The following is a 16,868-nucleotide window of genomic DNA, read 5'->3' as shown; positions in this document are numbered from 1 at the left end:
CAGGAGCGCAGATGGACATCAGCAGACGATTCTTCGGGGGCGCCCTGGCCGCCGGCGCGGTGGCCGCGTTGGGGGCCTGCGCCACCGACACCACCACCGTGCCCGCGACCACGGCGCCGAGCCCGAACCCGCGGGCAGGCTCGGGCGCCAACACCACGCTCGGCCCGATCAAGCAGATCGACGCCGGGGTGCTCAGTGTCGGATACGCCGAATTCGGGCCCAGCACCGGACAACCCGTGATCCTGCTGCACGGCTGGCCCTACGACCCCTACAGCTACGCCGATGTCGGCCCGCTGCTGGCGGCCGCCGGATACCGGGTGATCGTCCCGTTCCTGCGCGGATACGGCCCGACCACCTTCCGGTCCGCCGACACCGTCCGCAACGGGCAGCAGACGGCGATCGCCCGCGACATCGTCGACTTCATGGACGCGTTGCACATCGACCAGGCCGTCCTCGGCGGATTCGACTGGGGCGCACGAACGGTCGACATCATCGCCACCCTGTGGCCGCAGCGCTGCAAGGCGATCGTCGCGGTGAGCGGATACATCGTCACCCAGCAGGCGGCTCAGCAGCAGCCGCTCGCGCCGGAGGCCGAACTCGGCTGGTGGTACCAGTACTACTTCGCCACCGAACGCGGCCGCCTCGGTTACGCCCGCAACCGGCACGACTTCAACAAGCTGATCTGGCAGCGCGCCTCCCCGCAGTGGCATTTCGACGACGCCACCTACGACCGCAGCGCGGCCGCCTTCGACAACCCCGACCACGTCGACATCGTCATCCACAACTACCGCTGGCGGTTGAGCCTGGCACCCGGCGAGCCGCAATACGACGCGTACGAGCAGCAACTCGCCGCCGGGCCGGCCATCACCGTGCCCGCCATCACCATCGGCAGCGATTTCGACGGCGCGGCCAAGGACGGAAAACCGTACCGCGGCAAGTACTCCGGCAAGTACGAGCACCGCGTGCTCGACGGCATCGGGCACAACGTGCCGCAGGAGGCGCCGCATCCGTTCGCGCAGGCGATCATCGACGCCGATCACTTGTGAGCGTCGGGGCCGGTGATCCATCGCCGGCCCCGACGTCGCACTACAGGTAAGCCCGTTGCCGGATGCCGCCGCCGGACCCGAGCTCGAGCACGGTGTCGACGCCGATCCGGCGCAGGAACGGATAGTCGTGACTGACCACCAGAATCGCGCCGCGATAATCGGCCAAGGCGTCGACGAGCTGGTCGACGCTGGCGATGTCGAGGTTGTTGGTCGGCTCGTCGAGGATCAGCAACTGCATCGGCGGATCGGCAAGCAGCAAGCGCGCCAACGATACTCGGAACCGTTCACCACCGGACAACGTCGAGACCGGCCGCTCGACGCTGTCGCCGCGCAGCAGTAGCCGGGCCAGCTGATTGCGGATCGTGGCCGGCGGGGTGGCGGCGGCGACCGCGTGCACGTTGTCGAGGGCGCCGGCCCGCTCGTCCAGGTTGTCGAGGCGTTGCGGGAGGTAGCCCACCCGGTCGGTGTACAGGGTGCCGCGTTCCGGGGCGCGACCGTGGATCAGGTTCTCGATCAGCGTCGTCTTCCCCGCGCCGTTGCGGCCGATCAGGGCGACGCGTTCCGGGCCCTGGATGACGATGCCGCGTTCACCGTCGCGCAGTTCCGCGATGCGGCGGCTGCGCGGCACATCCGGGTCCGGCAGTTCGAGATGGATGTGTTCCTCGCGCCGCACCCGCGCCGCCGCGGACGCGAGCGCATCCTGCGCCGCAACGACTTTCGCGTCCAGCGTGGTACGCATGGCCCCGGCCGAAGCCTGCGCCTTGCTGGCCCGATTGCCTGCCAGGATCCGCGGAATGCCACCGTTCTGCTGGGTGTTGCGCCCCGTCCGTTCGCGTCGGGCGAGCTTGGTCTCGGCCTCGACGCGTTGGCGTTTCTCGACTTTCAACGCCTGCTCGGCGGTGCGGGCCGCCTGCGCAGCCGCCGCCTGTTCCTGTTCGATGTGCCGCTGCCAGTCGCTGTAAGGGCCGCCGAACACGTCCAGGGTGGCACCGTGCAGTTCCGCGGTGGCGTCCATCCGCTCGAGCAGTTCCAGGTCGTGGCTGACCACCACCAGGGTGCCGGGCCAGGTGTCGACGAATTCGGCCAGCTGGGCCCGGGTTTCGCGATCGAGGTTGTTGGTCGGCTCGTCGAACAGGGTGATCGGGGTGCGCTGGATCCGCAGGCCGGTGATCGCGACGAGCACCGCTTCGCCGCCGGAGATCTCCCCCACCTTCCGGTCCAGATCCGCCGCGCTGAAACCGATTTCGTCCAGGGCCTGGTCGGCGCGGGCCTCGATGTCCCAGTCGTCGCCGATGGTCTCGAAGTGCCGTTCCGCGCTGTCGCCGGATTCGATCGCCCGCAGCGCCGCGAGAGTGTCGGCGATGCCGAGCAATTGGGCGATGGTGGCATCGCGGCCGAGGGTGAGGGTCTGCGGTAGGTAGCCGACCGCACCGGTGGTTTCGACGCGTCCGGAGGTGGGGGTGAGGATTCCGGCGATCAGGCGCAGCAGCGTCGATTTGCCCGCGCCGTTGCGGCCGACCAGACCGGTGCGCCCGGCGGTGAGGGTGCCGTCGACCCCGGCCAGCGCGACGGTGCCGTCGGGCCATTCGAAGGTCAACTGCTGCAAGGTGATCGCGGATTGCGTGGATATGGACATGATGGGTCGACTCTTTCCTGCTCGCTTACGAGCGGGCCGCACGTTGCGCGCCGAGGTCGCGAAGACCGTGGCGCGGGGTGATTTCGGAACGTTGCGGAAGCAGACGGAGGCGAAACAGGCGCAGGCACGAAGACCTCGGACCGTCCCCGATACGGGACGCCGAGCGGAATGTGCGATCGATACGCCGCCCCCGACTGGGCGGCTACAGTCTGTCGACTTCCTCCATGATCACCAGATCACCCTAACATTCGGCCCGTCGGGGGCGAGGTAGACCGCCCTCGGCGAACTCCGCGGACCGCCCCTCAGTGGGCGGCGGTGTCCCGTGCGGCCTGCTCGATCACGTCCGCGACGGCGTCGGGGTGGGAGACGGCGACCGAGTGCGACGCGGCGATCTCGGTGACGTGCGCACGGGCCCGCTCGGCCATGAACCGCTGCGCCGCCACGGGGATGTTGAGGTCCTGGGTGGTGATCACGTCCCAGCTGGGCTTGTCGGCCCAGGCGGCAACGGTGGCCTTCTCCTCCAGCGCCGCTTGCGCGACCGGACGCTGCGCCGCGGCGGCCAGCGCTGCCCGGTCGGCGGGCACGTCGGCGGCGAACTGGGCGCGGAACTTGTCCTGCTGGATATAGACATCGGTGCCCGAGGCGCCGTCGGCGGTGGTGAACGGGACCGGGTCGAGCGTGCCGGGCAGGGTGCTGCCGGGGAACTTGCCGGTCAGCTCCAGCGCGGTCTCGCCGGGCGCGGGCAGGAACGCCGCGATGTACACCAATGCTCGCACCTGATCGCTGCCGGCGGCGGCGGTGCTGATGACCGAGCCGCCGTAGGAGTGCCCGACCAGCACGACGGGCCCGTTGATATGGCTGATCAATCCCCGCAGCGTGGCGGCGTCGGCGACCGGGCCGCGCAGCGGGTTGGCCGCCGCGAGAACGGGATACCGATCCTTGCGGAGCTTGTCGATGACGTCGTTCCAGCTGGACCCGTCCGCGAACGCGCCGTGCACCAGCACGACCGTCGGCTTCGGCGCGTCCTCGGCCGACTCGGCACGTGTGGTGCTCGCGGTGCAGGCGACGGCGAGGCTACCCGCGGCCACCGCGGCGGTGATCGCCGCGATCGCCCGGGCAGCGTGCCGGTTATGGGGGCGTCGGATGCCGGCCATGTGATTGTTCCTTCCGCGAAACAGTGGGCTTGACGGATTCCACTGTGCGTCGGCCGGTCCCACCGCCACATCTGTCAACTGACGCCGACCATGACGTAGCCGGTACGTCAGCGCCGCTGGGCGCGAAGGGCGGTGATGCCTTCACCCGCGGTGGCGACGGAAACCCCGAGCAGGACCAGGTCTTTGATCAGGAAGCCCCCACCCGCTCCGAGGAACGGGAAGCCGTAGCCGGGTTGCCAGACGCCGGGCGCGCTGAGCATGAAGCTCAGCGTGGTCAGGAACAAAATGACAGCGCCCGCGCTGCCGAGCAGGGCGACGCGCGGGGCGAAGCGCCACGCGGCGATCGATAGCCCGATCGCGATTTCCACGACACCGAGGACCGCCGAGAGGGCATTCACACTCAGCAGGTCGTAGAGCCACGACATCAGCGGCGAGCTGGCCACCAGCGGCTGGATGCCCTGAGCCTCGAAGGCGAAGAACTTCATCGCGCCGATCCAGACGATGACCAGCGCCAAGCCGTAGCGGCTCAGTGCGGCACCGATCGTCGGCACAGCGGTTACTCGATCGAACGTCGAGGTCCGGGTGATGGTTGCCATGACATGCTCCCTGCTTTCGGTGATAGCGCCGGGTTCCATCCTGAGAGTGACCGGCTAACTCGTAACACTGGTCATTGTGACCCGCGACACCGTGACCGGTCAAGTGGTTACACTGGTCTCATGACGATCGAGGGTCAGCCCGAAGCGGTGCATCGACTGGTGGCGTTCATCAACACCCGGCACTGCCCCGACGGCGACGACGTGCTGGCCGACGAGCGCGCTCCGGCATGGCTGACCAGCTGGCTCGGGCGCGACGACGCCGCACTGCACGTCGGACCGGATGCGCTACTGGCACTGCGAGATTTGCGCGAGGGCATGCGCGAGCTGGCCGCGGCCAACAATGGGCAGCAGCCCGACACCGGCGTGATCGAGGGCGCGGCAACGGTTTTGGCGTCCGCTCCGGTGATCCTGCGGCTCGGCGACAATCAGCGAGGCCCGCACCTGGTAGCCGAGGCCGACGCGGATCCGGCGCGGCACGCCGCCGCCGCGGTGGCGCAGTCCTACCTCACCGTCCGCGCCTCCGGCGACTGGGCCAGGGTCAAATCCTGCGCCGCGGCCGACTGCCGCTGGGTCTACTTCGACACCTCACGCAATCGCTCCCGCCGCTGGTGCGACATGACCAACTGCGGCAATCGAGCCAAGAACCGCACCTGGCGCGAACGGGTCCGCGCCGGCGAGCACGCCGACTGACTCCCTTGCCGCCGTACGGAATTCTACGAGCTAGGACTCCTCGGGCGGCGGCTCCTCGCCACCGCCGCGGATGGTCCACAGCAGACCGTCCAGCTCATCCGGCTTGATCAGGACATCGCGGGCCTTCGAGCCCTCGCTGGGGCCGACCACGCCGCGGGTTTCCATCAGGTCCATCAGGCGACCGGCCTTGGCGAAGCCGACGCGGAGTTTGCGTTGCAGCATGGAGGTCGAACCGAACTGGGAGGTGACGACCAGTTCGACGGCTTGGATGAACACGTCGAGGTCGTCGCCGATATCGGGGTCGACATCCTTCTTCTCGCCCTGTTTCGCGGCGGTGACGCCCTCCTGGTATTCGGGCTCGGCCTGATTCTTGGCGAAGTCGACGACGGCGTGGATTTCCTCGTCGCTGATGAACGCGCCCTGCAGGCGGGTCGGCTTGTTCGCGCCCATGGGCAGGAACAGGCCGTCGCCCATGCCGATCAGTTTCTCGGCGCCGGGCTGATCCAGGATGACCCGCGAGTCGGTCAACGACGAAGTGGCGAAGGCCAATCGGGACGGCACGTTGGTCTTGATCAGGCCGGTGACCACGTCGACCGAGGGACGCTGGGTGGCCAGCACCAGGTGAATGCCTGCGGCACGGGCCTTCTGGGTGATCCGCACGATCGCGTCCTCGACGTCGCGCGGGGCGGTCATCATCAGGTCGGCGAGCTCGTCGACGATGGCGAGGATGTACGGGTAGGGCCGGTACACCCGCTCGCTGCCGAGCGGCGCGGTAATCGCGCCGGACTTGACCTTCTTGTTGAAGTCGTCGATGTGGCGAACCTTGTTGGCCTGCATGTCCTGATAGCGCTGCTCCATCTCCTCGACCAGCCAGGCCAGCGCGGCGGCCGCCTTCTTCGGCTGGGTGATGATGGGCGTGATCAGATGCGGAATGCCCTCGTACGGGGTGAGTTCCACCATCTTCGGGTCGATCAGGATCATCCGGACCTCGTCCGGCGTGGCCCGGTGCAGCAGCGAGACCAGCATCGAGTTCACGAAACTCGACTTACCGGAGCCGGTGGAGCCGGCCACCAGCAGGTGCGGCATCTTGGCCAGATTCGCGGCCAGGTAGTCGCCCTCGATGTTCTTGCCGAGCCCGATCACCAACGGGTGGTGGTCGTTTCGGGTGGACGGCGCCTTGAGCACGTCGGCGAGGCGAACCAGCTCGCGATCGGAGTTGGGTACCTCGATGCCGACGGCGGACTTGCCGGGAATCGGCGCGAGCAGCCGAACGTTCTCGGTGGCAACGGCATACGCGATGTTGCGGGCGAGCGCGGTGATCTTCTCGACCTTCACGCCGGGCCCGAGTTCCACCTCGTAGCGGGTCACCGTCGGGCCGCGCACGAAACCGGTGACCGCGGCGTCGATCTTGAACTGCACCAGCACCTCGGTGATCGCCTCGATCATCGATTCGTTGGCGGCACTGCGCTTCTTGGGCGGCTCGCCGTCGGTCAGCAAGGACATCGGCGGCAGCACGTAGTCGCCCTCGACCTCGCGGTCGGCGACGAATTCGAGCTGCTTCGGCGGCGGCGGGGTCTGGTCCTCCACCTGCACGGCCGGGCGCTGCTTCTTCGGTTTCGGCTTGGCGGCCGGGGTTTCCGTCGCGATCGGCTTGGCGTCCTGCAGCGGCGGCTCGCCGATCACCTCGGTCACCGCGTCGGGATCGCCGAACTCGTCGGGCGGGTAGTTCTCCACCGGCGTCCGGCCGCGGCGCTTCGCCTTGGCCGAGTGCAGCGGGAACCCGTCGGCATCGTATTTGGCCGGGTCGTAGCCGTATTCGCCCTCGTACTCACCGTATTCGTCGCCACCGCTGCCGGTGCCGAAGTACTCGCGCAGCCGGGCGGGTACCTCGCGCACGGTCGTGCCGGTCAGCAGCAGCACGCCGAAGACGATGGCCAGCAACAGGATCGGCACCGAAAGCCAGGCGGTGAGCCCGTTGGTGAGCGGCCCGCCCACCACGAAGCCGACGAAACCCGCTGCGCGCGAACGCCCGTGCGGATCGGTCGGCGCGCCGGCCAGGACGTGCCACAGTCCGAGCACCGGCAGACCGACCAGCAGCCCGCCGAGCACCAGCCGCGGCCGGATCTCCGGACGCGCCTCGGTCCGCATCAGCACGACCGCGATCCCGGTCGCCACGAACGGCAGTCCGGCCGAGGCCGAGCCGGACACGGCCCGGATGGCCTCCCCCACCCAGTGCCCCACCGGGCCGCCCGCCGACAGCCACACCGCGGCGGCGATCACCGCGCTCACCGCGATCAGGGCCAGCGCGATGCCGTCGCGGCGATGGCCGTGCTCGATCTCCCCCGCCTTGCTCAGCGTCCGGGTGGTGGCGCCGAGCCCGCGCGCGAGCATGTTCCAGCCGCTGCTGATGCCGCGGCTCACCACGGCCAGCGGCGCGGTGTTCGAGGTGCGCCGAACCGGTCTGCGCGCAGGCGGTCGGCGCGTCCGAGGAGTCGTCGTGGTGCGGGGCGTTGCCGAACGAGACCGAGCCGCCGTGGTCCGTCCCCGCGCCGATCCCGCCCGCGCCCGAGTAGTCGTGGTGCTGCGGGACTTACCTGCCATGCACCCAGGCTAGCCGCAAACGCCCCTTACAGACCATCCGCAACACTGGTATCGCCCGTCTCAGGAGTGCCGAACTGTGCAGATGCCCAGGTCGCCAGGGATCCGGTGCGCTCGCCCCCAGCGGGTGATCCAGCGTGTCGAACCCGACCGGTCGGCCCTGAAGGACATCGAGCAAACCGTCCCTTCGCCGGGCCGCGACCGCCCGGCACGGTGCGAACGATCAGACGGAGCGATCCAACGTCAGAACGGACTGCACCGCCTCGGGCGTGCCGGTGGTCTCGATCCGAACCTCGTTCCGCCCGAACGAGTGCAGCAGCAGCTCCGACGGCGCCCCGGTCAGCACCACTTCCTCGCCCGGCTTGGACCGGACGACCGCGCGCCGCTCGTCCAGCGTCTCCAGCACGACCTGAACCGGCGCATTCCGGTAGGACCGCCGCGCCATCCGCCGGACCAGCTGCCAGTACCGGTCCTCGTCCGCCTGCGGCAGCGCCCGCGGCTCCCATCCGGGGCTGCCGCGCCGCACGTCCTCGTGGTGCACGAACATCTCGGTCAGATTCGCGATGGCATCGACCGGTCGCAGCGGCGACCACCACGGCGGCCCGGTCCGGACCAGTTCCAGCAGCTCGGGAAACGGGCGGCTCGCCGTCTTGGCCTGCACGCCGTCGAGATACCCGGCGAACGGCTTCAGCATGATGCCCGGCGCGGCATCGGGGCGTCGCTCGCGAACCACCAAGTGCGCGGCGAGGTCTCGCACCGTCCAGGTGCCACACAGCGTCGGCGCCTCCGGCCCGACCGCGGTCATGGTCTCGACGAGCTTCTGACGTTCCCGCTGCGCGATGCTCACTCCTCGAACATACCGACCGGCTCGAGCGCCTCCACCCCGGCATCGTGCGTACCGAGCGGCGAGACCCCCGAATTCTTGGGTAGCGCAATGAGGGTTCGCTATGTACCTTGTCACTCGGTCCATCGGGTCGTGGACCTAAATACAAGAAGGGCAAATTCCCTGTGAAGAAGTTTATGACTGGTGCAGCCGTCGTGGCCGCCGCGGGTTGCGCGCTGGCTATCAGCTCGCCTGCCGCGCAAGCCAAGGCTTACAACTACGGCGCGATCGCACTGTCCACCTCCACCGGACTGATCGGGTACTCCTACGACTACCCGGATTCGAGCTCCGCGCAGGCACGGGCGGTCCGCAGCTGCGGCGCCGACGATTGCGAGACGGTGGTCTGGTTCGCCAACGGCTGTGGGGCGGTGGCCTATTCGAACCGGACCGGCGCCTACAGCTGGGGTTACGCCGCGTCGCGCAGCGGCGCGCAGAGTAAGGCGCGGGTGAACAACTCCTCCGACGCCTACATCGTGCACTGGAACTGCACGTCCAACCACGGCTGATGTCCGCGAATCGATTCAGGGGAAACATCGTGAAACACCGCACTTTCCGGACCGCCGTGGCCGTCGTGCTGACCGCCGCCGCGTGCACGCTCACCGCCTGCGCCTCCGGTGACAAGGAATCCACGTCGCCGAGCACCACCGCCAACGCCGACACCAAGCCCGGCGAACTCCAGGGCGGAAGCGACAAGGGCGACAAGGAAACCGGCTCCGCGCCGACCACCCCGTCCTCGCCGGCGCTGGCCAAGCCCTCGACCCAGCAGTTGAACGACCGCCTGACCAAGGCGTTCGATCCGAACGTGCCGAACAAGGAGAAGATCAGCTGGATCCAGGCCGCCGAGCAGGATCCCTACCTGGTCGCCAACCTGGTCGACGCCGCCAAGAAGCAGGGCGTCAAGGTCGAGATCACCAAGGTGAACGACCCCGCCGACGGCAAGCTGAAGGCCGACGCCAAGGTCACCATCAACGGCAGCCCGGTCGACGGCGCGTTCGTCTCGTTCGTCTCCGAGGGCGGCGAATGGAAGGTCGACCACACCTTCGCCTGCAACATCGTCAAGAGCGCGAAGATCGAGTCCGCCGCTTGCGAGGAATGAGCTGGGTCTTACATCCGAAAAGCGCCGGAAGCCGTTGGCTCCCGGCGCTTTTCGTTGATCTGGGTCAGACGCCGATAACCGTGGGCACGATCATCGGGCGGCGACGGTAGGTGTCGGCGACCCAGCGGCCGACGACGCGCCGCACGCTCTGCGCGATCCGGTGGATGTCGGTGACCCCCTCGGTGGCCAGCCGCTGCAACTCCGCCTCGACCAGTTCGGCCGCGTCGGACAGCGCCGTCGGATCGTCGGAGAAACCGCGTCCGCTGACCTCCGGCGCGCTCACCGCCTTGCCGGTGGTCTCGTCGATCGCAACGGTGATCGAGATGAAGCCGCCCTCGCCGAGCACCAGCCGGTCCGACAGCGTCGACTCGCCGACGTCGCCGACCGAGAGACCGTCGACGTACACGTGCCCGACCGGCACCCGCCCGACGATCGAGGCGATGCCGTCGACCAGGTCGACCACCACGCCGTCCTCGGCGAGCATGACCCGGTCCTCCGGCACGCCGGTCGCGATGGCCAGCGCGGCGTTGGCCCGCAGGTGCCGCCATTCACCGTGCACGGGCATCGCGTTGGTCGGACGGACCGCGTTGTACAGGTAGAGCAGCTCGCCCGCGGACGCGTGCCCGGAGACGTGCACCTTGGCGTTCTGCTGGGTGATCACCGTGGCGCCGAGCCTGGCCAGGCCGTTCACCACCGCGAACACCGAGTTCTCGTTGCCGGGGATGAGCGAGGAGGCCAGCACCACGAGATCGTCCTGGCGAATGTTGATCTGGCGGTGGTCGCCGCGCGCCATCCGGGACAGCGCCGAGAGCGGCTCGCCCTGCGAACCGGTCGAGATCAGCACCAGTCGATCGCCGGGCAGCGTCGCGGCCTGATCGAGGTCGACGACCACGCTCTCCGGCACGGTCAGGTAGCCGAGGTCCTGCGCGATCTGCATGTTGCGGACCATCGAGCGGCCGACGAAGCAGACCCGCCGGTTGTACTTCTGGGCCACGTCGACGACCTGCTGGATGCGGTGCACGTGGCTGGCGAACGAGGCGACGATCACCCGGTTGCGCGCCTTGCCGATCACCGTGTCGAGCACGCCGCCGATTTCGCGTTCCGGCGTGACGAAGCCGGGCACCTCGGCGTTGGTGGAATCCACCAGGAACAGGTCGACGCCCTCGTCGCCGAGCCGGGAGAAGCCGGCCAGGTCGGTGAGGCGGCCGTCGAGCGGCAGCTGGTCGAGCTTGATGTCACCGGTGTGCAGCGCGACGCCCGCGGGGGTGCGGATGGCGACGGCGAGCGCGTCCGGGATGGAGTGGTTGACCGCGAAGAACTCGCAGTCGAACGGGCCGTGGTTGGTGTGCTGGCCCTCGATGACCTCGATCAGCTTCGGCTGCTGGCGGTGCTCCCGGCACTTCGCCGCGACCAGCGCGAGGGTGAACTTGGAACCGACCACCGGGATGTCGCCGCGCAGCCGCAGCAGGAACGGGACCGCGCCGATGTGATCCTCGTGACCGTGCGTGAGCACGACCGCGACCACATCGTTGATCCGGTGCTCGATCGGGCGGAAGTCGGGCAGGATCAGGTCGACGCCGGGCTGCTGGTCCTCGGGGAACAGCACGCCGCAGTCGACGATGAGCAGCTTGCCGCCGTATTCGAAAACGGTCATGTTGCGGCCGATTTCACCGATGCCGCCGAGCGCGAAGACCCGCAGGCCGTTCTTGGCCAGCTTCGGCGGCGCGCCGAGGCGGTCGTGCGCGAGCGCCGCGGCGCGCGGATCCTGTTGCGGCGCGGACTGTTCGCCGCGCCCGCGACCGGACTGCTGGCGGCCGCGGCCGGACTTGCGGGCCTGCTGGCCGTTGTTCGGCGCTTCGGCGCGCGGGGCACCCTGCTTGGCCGGCGCGGACTTCTTCGCCGCCGACTTGCGCGGCTGCGTGGTCTTCGCCGCGGCGGGCTCGGACGTGGCCGCCGGGGACTGCGCGACCTCGGGCTGCGCCGCGACTTCCGGCTGGGCCGCGGGCTTTTCGACGCGCTTGGGCTGCTCGACCGGAGCCGGCGGCGGGGGGCCCGCGGTACGGGACGCGGCTCGACGGGGACGACGCGCGACAGGTTCGGTCATGACCTGACCTCGATGCGCCGGGTATTCGGCTCGCTCTGCTGTGTGGTGATTCGCTCGCTCCGCTCTCTCATCCGAGCACCCCCGCCGCCCGTAGATCGGCGGCAAGGAACTCGAGTTGTTCAGGGTTCGGCATCAACTGCGGCAACCGCGGCTCACCGGCGTCGATCCCGAGCAGGCGGAGGCCGCCTTTGCTCATCGCGACACCGCCCAGCCGGAACATCGCCGAGTTCAACGGCACCAGGCCGGCGTTGATCTCGCGGGCGCGCTCGACCGCGCCCGTGGTGTAGGCGGTGAGCAGCTCACGCAGCCGCTCGGGGACGAGATGTCCGATGACGCTGATGAATCCGGTCGCACCGATCGACAGCCAGGGCAGGTTCAGTGTGTCGTCGCCGGAGTAGAAGGCCAGGCCGGTGTTGGCGATCAGGTCGGCGCCCGCGTTCAGGTCGCCCTTGGCGTCCTTCACCGCGACGATGCGTGGATGCTCGGCCAGGCGGCGGATGGTGTCGCTGGCGATCGGCACCACCGAGCGCGGCGGAATGTCGTAGAGGGTGACCGGCAGGTCGGTGGCGTCGGCGACCGCGGTGAAGTGCGCGAGCAGGCCCTCCTGCGAGGGACGCGAGTAGTACGGCGTCACCACCAGCAGACCGTGCGCGCCGGCCCGCTGGGCGTTGCGGGCGAGTTCGATGGAATGCGCGGTGTCGTAGGTGCCCGCGCCCGCGATCACGGTGGCCCGGTGGCCGACCGCCTCGACGACGGCGCGGAGCAAGTCCGCCTTTTCCTGTTCGGTGGTGGTCGGCGACTCGCCGGTGGTGCCGGAGATCGCGAGCAGATCGACACCACGATCGACCAGGTGAGCCGCGAGCGCGACCCCGGCATCGACGTCGAGCTTGCCGTCGGCGCTGAAGGGGGTCACCATCGCGACACCGACCGTGCCGGACGCGCGCAGCTCGTTCTGCGTCGATTCACCGTTCGTCATGGTCAGAAAGGCTACCCGGTCGGAGGAACACCCTCGACACCGTCGCCACCGAATGGACCGGCCGGTTCGGTGCGCGGTCACCTACGACAGGATCGTGATGTCACACCCTTCCTTGCGTGACATCAGATATGACGCCACACTGATGTCATGGATTTGAACAAGTACACCGCCCGCCTGCGCGAGGACCTGATCGCGGCCGCCGCCCTCGGCGACGAGAAGACCCAGGCCACCGCGGCGGCGCTGGCCGCGGCGACCGAGAGCTCGGCCCGGCTGGTGCTGCTTGCCGCGCTGTCCGACCTCGCCAACGAGCTCAGCGCCGAACTGGGCGACCGCACGGTGCACCTCTCGTTCGACGGCACCGAGGCCAAGGTCGATCTGCGCAAGAAGGCGTCCGCGGACGATCATCCGACCTTCGACGAAATGACCGGCGACATCAGCCGGGTCACGCTGCGGCTGGTCGAAACGCTGAAGTCCAAGGCCGAAGAGGCTGCCGCGCAGAGCAACCAGTCGCTGAACTCCTGGTTGTCCGGCGCGGTCTCGGGCGCCCTGCGCGACCAGATGCGCGGGTACGGGCAGAAGCGTGACGTCTGACTAGAGGAACGGGGCGAGATTGCCCTTGGACCCGAAGACCACCTTGTCCAGTTCGAGCCAGTCGGCCATGTCGCGCAGCGACTCGGTGAGGGCGTGCGCGGTGGCGGGGGTGTCGTAGCCGGGTTCGGCGAAGGCGGCGGGGACGGAGAGCCGGCCCGCGGCCCGTTCGGCGCGCAGGTCGACCCGGCCGACCAGTTCGCCGTTCAACAGGAACGGGAAGACGTAATAGCCGTGCACCCGTTTGGGTTCCGGGGTGTAGATCTCGAGCCGGTAGTGGAAGTCGAAGAGACGTTCGGTGCGAGCGCGGAAGAAGATCAGCGGGTCGAACGGGCACAGCAGCGCCGCCCCTTCGACCCGGCGCGGGATGGCCGCGCCCTCGCGTAGATAGGCGGGCTTATCCCAGCCCTCGACCTCGACCTGGTGTAGCTCGCCCGCATCGATGAGGTCGGCGATGGCCGGTTCGGTCTGGCTGCGCTGGAGCCGGTAGTAGTCGCGCAGGTCGGTCTCGGTGCCGATGCCGTGCGCGGTGGCCGCGCGCAGCATCAGTTCGCGGATCGCGTCCTCCTCGGAAACGGTGCGCGCCAAGATATCCGGCGGGATCACCCGTTCGGCTAGGTCGTAATACCTGGCGAAGCTGACCCGCTTGTCGATCGACAGCGCACCCGCGGCGAACAACTGCTCGCAGATCGTCTTGGTATCGCTGAGGTTCCACCAGGACCCGCCGCCGCGCGGCTTGTCCAGCTCCAGATGCCGTTCGACATCGCCGGCGGTGCACGGGCCGACCTCGGTGAGCACGTCCAGAATGTCGTTGCCCAGGCTGGGATTGCGCTCGACCACCTTGGTGGCGGCCGACCAGCGGCCGTTCTCGAACCGCTTCATCCGCCAGCGCATCAGCGGCCAGTCCTCGACCGGGATCAGCGCGGCCTCGTGCGCCCAGTACTCCACCAGCCGCCGCGGCCGCCGCGCGTTGTGGCTCCACGCCGCATCCTCGAGCAGCGACCGATCGTAGGCACCGATCCGGCTGAATACCGGCGCGTAGTGCGCCCGCACCACCGCCGACACCGAATCCAATTGCAGCAGTTGCGTTTTCTCGACCACCCCGAGGACCGACCGCCGGGTGGCCCGCGCCGGTTTCCGGGCGGTGAACCCCTGCGCCGCCAGCGCGATCCGCCGCGCCGCCGCGACACTGAACTTCCGCATCCCTGCAATATGCCACGGGGGTCCGACAAGCTTCGCCGAGCGGGCCTAGGTGGAGATCTTGATGCTGCCCGCGGCGTCGATCTCGGTGCGGCGGTCCTGGTCGGGAGCGTTGGCCAGGACGGTGGCGAGGATGCGCCGGCCCATGGGGAGCACGCGCACGGTGACCGAGCCGGCGTTGGCGGCGTCCAATTCCTTTGTCGCGGCTTCGATTACCTGTTGACGGACCCAGCGGGGCACGCCGGCGAAGCCGCCGTCGTCGAGCAGGACCACCTCGACGCCGCGGGAGCGCGCGCCGCGGGCGGCGCTGCTGAGTTCGTCGGTGACGAGTTGCGGGGCGCGCAGCCCGTCGCGCAGTTCGGCCTCCAGCAGCCGGCACTGCTCGCGTTCGGTGGCGGTGAGTTCGACGCCGTCGGCGATGCGTTCCAGGATCGGCCGGGCCACCTTGTCCAGGCGGGCCAGCTGACGGTCGCGTTCGCCGTTCTCCGCGGCCATGGTGGCCTCGGCGGCGGCGCGCATCGTCGACTCCTCGCGCAGCAGCCGCAACGAGCGTTGCGTCGGGCGCATGATCACCGCGAACAGCGAGACACCGGCCACCGTGGCGATCGGCACGATCGATCCGGCGATCACTTCGCCGCGCAGCCCGTTCACCACGCCGACGGTCGCGATGACCACCGCCACGCCGGCGACCCCGAGCCACGCCGCGCCCAATCGGCCACGCAGCACGAGTACCGCGAGCACATAGGACGCGGCGAACGCCGTCCACACCTGCTTGGACCAGCCGTCTTCGACATCGAGCACGGTGAGCGCGGTGGCCAGCGGCCCGGACGCGGCCACGAATATCGTGGCCGGCAGCGGCAGCGGATCGACCGGGATGACCAGCACCAGCACCCCGGCCGCGGCCAGCAGCACCAGCGCGGTCACCGCCGCGACCAGCGGCGAATCACCGAAGTTGCGCACCATGTACAGCACGATGGTCGCCTGCAGGATGAGCAGGAACAGCCCGGCCGCCGGATCCCGCAGTCCGAGCAGATCGCGCAGCCCGAATTCGGTATCCTGCTCAGCCATCGCTACCCCACACCAATGTCACCGTGGTGCCCTCGCCCGGCTGCGATTCCACGAAACCCGCGCCGCCGGCCAGCTGCCGCATCCGGCCGAGAATGCTCACCGAGATGCCGAGGCGGTCGGCGGGCACCTGGCCCAGGTCGAAACCCGCACCGTCGTCCCGGAATACCACTCGGATGCCGCCGGCGCTGATGGTCACCGTGACGGTGCGCTGCACCTCCCGGCCGGGCACGGTCGCGTGGCGCAGGCTGTTGCGCACCGCCTCGGTGAGCGCGGCGGCGATGGTGCCCGCGGCGTCCACCGGCAGTCGCAGGTCGTCGAATCCGGACCAGCGGCGCGCGGTGAAACGGATGCCGGGGTTGACCTCGTGCACCGCCGAACGCAGGAACCCGGTGGCGGACTGCGCGTCCAGCCGATTGGGTTCGACGTCGCCGACCCGGCATTCGTCGAGCTGTTCGAGGGTCCGCTCGGCCTGCCTGCGCAGCACCGGCGAGTCGGTGCCCGCCCGGGACGCGTCGAGCAGCGTGGACAGCACCGCGTCGTGGATCAGCGCGGCGAACCGTGCGCGTTCACGATCGCGAGCCGCCGCGCCGGCCACCGCCGCCGCCCGCCTGCTCTCGATCGCCGACTCGCGGTCCACCCGGTCCGCGGCGGCCTTCGCGTAGATGGCGCACCACAGGAACAGCGCGCAGAGTCCGGCCGCGCGAACGAAGTCCCCGGCCCACACCACGGGCGTCGAGTCGGGCAGCACGAAGGAATTGGCGAATGCCGACAGCGCCGCACCGATCACCAGGTAGATCACCGCGAACAACGGGCGCCAGGCCAGCACGGCCGCGAGCACGCCGAGCGCGAGCACCCGGTACAGCCACACCGAGGAGGCCTCCGGCACCGGATCCGGATACGCGAGCGGGATCACCGCCATGGCGGCGAGAAAACTCACCGCCGCCGCACCCGAAACCAGTTGGATCAGTTGCCGGCTCGACGCGATCGACACCGCGGCCAGCACCGGGAACAACCCGAACGCCAGGACCACCGTGAGGATCGTCCAGCCGCCCGCGATCAGGCGGCTTTGGTCCGCGATCTCCGGCAGTTCCACCACCGCGACGATCACGCCGGCGATGCCGATCGCCAACCCGAAGCGCCGCAGGATTCGATCGGACGCGCCCTCGTAACCACTCTGTTTGGACACCGGAGCCGCACCCCTGCGCCAGCGGCTCGGAGAGATGCGCTCGAGTG

General features: G+C 69.3%; 15 protein-coding genes and 1 pseudogene. 5 read left to right on the top strand and 11 right to left on the bottom strand.

The window, feature by feature from the left end:
• Window positions 1–11 precede the first annotated feature (11 nt).
• Window positions 12–1,046: an alpha/beta fold hydrolase gene (locus tag ACFYO1_RS06955; protein ID WP_387227937.1), complete on the top strand. Its 1,035-nt coding sequence runs from the start codon at window positions 12–14 to the stop codon at window positions 1,044–1,046.
• Window positions 1,047–1,086: 40 nt separating this feature from the next.
• Here the strand turns inward: ACFYO1_RS06955 and ACFYO1_RS06950 are convergent, their stop codons facing one another.
• The 4 genes and pseudogenes from ACFYO1_RS06950 to ACFYO1_RS06935 form a co-directional block, all read right to left on the bottom strand.
• Window positions 1,087–1,785, bottom strand: a complete 699-nt coding sequence (locus ACFYO1_RS06950) for an ATP-binding cassette domain-containing protein (protein ID WP_387231740.1) — start codon at window positions 1,783–1,785, stop codon at window positions 1,087–1,089.
• Window positions 1,786–2,172: 387 nt separating this feature from the next.
• Window positions 2,173–2,682, bottom strand: a pseudogene (locus tag ACFYO1_RS06945) (ATP-binding cassette domain-containing protein); the annotation flags it as partial.
• 302 nt (window positions 2,683–2,984) lie between these two features.
• A complete protein-coding gene (locus tag ACFYO1_RS06940; RefSeq protein WP_387227934.1) occupies window positions 2,985–3,836 on the bottom strand; it encodes an alpha/beta fold hydrolase in 852 nt (283 codons plus the stop codon).
• A gap of 107 nt (window positions 3,837–3,943) precedes the next feature.
• Window positions 3,944–4,432, bottom strand: a complete 489-nt coding sequence (locus tag ACFYO1_RS06935) for a YkgB family protein (RefSeq protein WP_387227932.1) — start codon at window positions 4,430–4,432, stop codon at window positions 3,944–3,946.
• 120 nt (window positions 4,433–4,552) lie between these two features.
• On the opposite strand from ACFYO1_RS06935, the gene ACFYO1_RS06930 reads away from it, so the two are divergent.
• Entirely contained in the window at window positions 4,553–5,122 is a 570-nt protein-coding gene (locus ACFYO1_RS06930) for a CGNR zinc finger domain-containing protein (protein ID WP_387227929.1), read from the top strand.
• Between the two features lie 30 nt (window positions 5,123–5,152).
• On the opposite strand, the gene ACFYO1_RS06925 is transcribed toward ACFYO1_RS06930, so the two are convergent.
• Window positions 5,153–7,723: a DNA translocase FtsK gene (locus ACFYO1_RS06925; protein ID WP_387227927.1), complete on the bottom strand. Its 2,571-nt coding sequence runs from the start codon at window positions 7,721–7,723 to the stop codon at window positions 5,153–5,155.
• A 220-nt stretch (window positions 7,724–7,943) separates the two neighbouring features.
• Window positions 7,944–8,567 (bottom strand): TIGR03085 family metal-binding protein, encoded by a 624-nt coding sequence (locus ACFYO1_RS06920; RefSeq protein ID WP_387227926.1) that lies wholly within the window; start codon window positions 8,565–8,567, stop codon window positions 7,944–7,946.
• A gap of 173 nt (window positions 8,568–8,740) precedes the next feature.
• On the opposite strand from ACFYO1_RS06920, the gene ACFYO1_RS06915 reads away from it, so the two are divergent.
• Together ACFYO1_RS06915 and ACFYO1_RS06910 are read left to right on the top strand one after the other, a co-directional pair.
• Window positions 8,741–9,109, top strand: coding sequence for a DUF4189 domain-containing protein (locus tag ACFYO1_RS06915; RefSeq protein ID WP_387227924.1), 369 nt, complete (start codon window positions 8,741–8,743; stop codon window positions 9,107–9,109).
• 29 nt (window positions 9,110–9,138) lie between these two features.
• The gene (locus ACFYO1_RS06910) at window positions 9,139–9,699 is read left to right on the top strand and encodes a hypothetical protein (protein WP_387227922.1); all 561 of its coding nucleotides are present in this window, start codon (window positions 9,139–9,141) and stop codon (window positions 9,697–9,699) included.
• Between the two features lie 64 nt (window positions 9,700–9,763).
• Here the strand turns inward: ACFYO1_RS06910 and ACFYO1_RS06905 are convergent, their stop codons facing one another.
• Together ACFYO1_RS06905 and dapA are read right to left on the bottom strand one after the other, a co-directional pair.
• Window positions 9,764–11,803, bottom strand: a complete 2,040-nt coding sequence (locus tag ACFYO1_RS06905) for an RNase J family beta-CASP ribonuclease (protein ID WP_387227921.1) — start codon at window positions 11,801–11,803, stop codon at window positions 9,764–9,766.
• A 67-nt stretch (window positions 11,804–11,870) separates the two neighbouring features.
• Window positions 11,871–12,779, bottom strand: a complete 909-nt coding sequence (gene dapA / locus ACFYO1_RS06900) for a 4-hydroxy-tetrahydrodipicolinate synthase (RefSeq protein WP_387227919.1) — start codon at window positions 12,777–12,779, stop codon at window positions 11,871–11,873.
• A gap of 147 nt (window positions 12,780–12,926) precedes the next feature.
• On the opposite strand from dapA, the gene ACFYO1_RS06895 reads away from it, so the two are divergent.
• Complete coding sequence (locus tag ACFYO1_RS06895; protein ID WP_387227917.1) at window positions 12,927–13,370, top strand: hypothetical protein; 444 nt, start codon at window positions 12,927–12,929, stop codon at window positions 13,368–13,370.
• Here ACFYO1_RS06895 and ACFYO1_RS06890 read toward each other — a convergent pair whose 3' ends face one another.
• From ACFYO1_RS06890 to ACFYO1_RS06880, 3 genes are read right to left on the bottom strand one after another with little or no spacing between them, the layout of a single operon-like run.
• On the bottom strand, window positions 13,371–14,570 hold the full coding sequence (locus tag ACFYO1_RS06890) for a winged helix-turn-helix domain-containing protein (RefSeq protein ID WP_387227916.1): 1,200 nt from the start codon (window positions 14,568–14,570) through the stop codon (window positions 13,371–13,373).
• Between the two features lie 45 nt (window positions 14,571–14,615).
• The gene (locus ACFYO1_RS06885; protein ID WP_387227914.1) at window positions 14,616–15,635 is read right to left on the bottom strand and encodes a hypothetical protein; all 1,020 of its coding nucleotides are present in this window, start codon (window positions 15,633–15,635) and stop codon (window positions 14,616–14,618) included.
• Window positions 15,628–16,821: an ATP-binding protein gene (locus ACFYO1_RS06880; RefSeq protein ID WP_387227912.1), complete on the bottom strand. Its 1,194-nt coding sequence runs from the start codon at window positions 16,819–16,821 to the stop codon at window positions 15,628–15,630. Before ACFYO1_RS06880 ends, ACFYO1_RS06885 begins: the two co-directional genes overlap by 8 nt.
• Between the last annotated feature and the right edge of the window lie 47 nt (window positions 16,822–16,868).

Origin of the sequence: Nocardia sp. NPDC006044, assembly GCF_042871115.1 — a bacterium.
In the GTDB taxonomy this organism is placed as follows: domain Bacteria; phylum Actinomycetota; class Actinomycetes; order Mycobacteriales; family Mycobacteriaceae; genus Nocardia.
The sequence above is the reverse complement of the archived record's forward strand: the minus strand, read 5'-3'. Positions and strand labels throughout refer to the sequence as shown.

What these genes read in the sequence shown, in the direction of transcription:
- ACFYO1_RS06940 (WP_387227934.1), bottom strand. Translation starts at nt 3,836, where the DNA reads ATGGCCGGCATCCGACGCCCCCATAACCGGCACGCTGCCCGGGCGATC.
- ACFYO1_RS06925 (WP_387227927.1), bottom strand. Translation starts at nt 7,723, where the DNA reads ATGGCAGGTAAGTCCCGCAGCACCACGACTACTCGGGCGCGGGCGGGA.
- dapA (WP_387227919.1), bottom strand. Translation starts at nt 12,779, where the DNA reads ATGACGAACGGTGAATCGACGCAGAACGAGCTGCGCGCGTCCGGCACG.
- ACFYO1_RS06905 (WP_387227921.1), bottom strand. Translation starts at nt 11,803, where the DNA reads ATGACCGAACCTGTCGCGCGTCGTCCCCGTCGAGCCGCGTCCCGTACC.
- ACFYO1_RS06950 (WP_387231740.1), bottom strand. Translation starts at nt 1,785, where the DNA reads ATGCGTACCACGCTGGACGCGAAAGTCGTTGCGGCGCAGGATGCGCTC.
- ACFYO1_RS06890 (WP_387227916.1), bottom strand. Translation starts at nt 14,570, where the DNA reads ATGCGGAAGTTCAGTGTCGCGGCGGCGCGGCGGATCGCGCTGGCGGCG.
- ACFYO1_RS06930 (WP_387227929.1), top strand. Translation starts at nt 4,553, where the DNA reads ATGACGATCGAGGGTCAGCCCGAAGCGGTGCATCGACTGGTGGCGTTC.
- ACFYO1_RS06895 (WP_387227917.1), top strand. Translation starts at nt 12,927, where the DNA reads ATGGATTTGAACAAGTACACCGCCCGCCTGCGCGAGGACCTGATCGCG.
- ACFYO1_RS06935 (WP_387227932.1), bottom strand. Translation starts at nt 4,432, where the DNA reads ATGGCAACCATCACCCGGACCTCGACGTTCGATCGAGTAACCGCTGTG.
- ACFYO1_RS06915 (WP_387227924.1), top strand. Translation starts at nt 8,741, where the DNA reads ATGACTGGTGCAGCCGTCGTGGCCGCCGCGGGTTGCGCGCTGGCTATC.
- ACFYO1_RS06955 (WP_387227937.1), top strand. Translation starts at nt 12, where the DNA reads ATGGACATCAGCAGACGATTCTTCGGGGGCGCCCTGGCCGCCGGCGCG.
- ACFYO1_RS06885 (WP_387227914.1), bottom strand. Translation starts at nt 15,635, where the DNA reads ATGGCTGAGCAGGATACCGAATTCGGGCTGCGCGATCTGCTCGGACTG.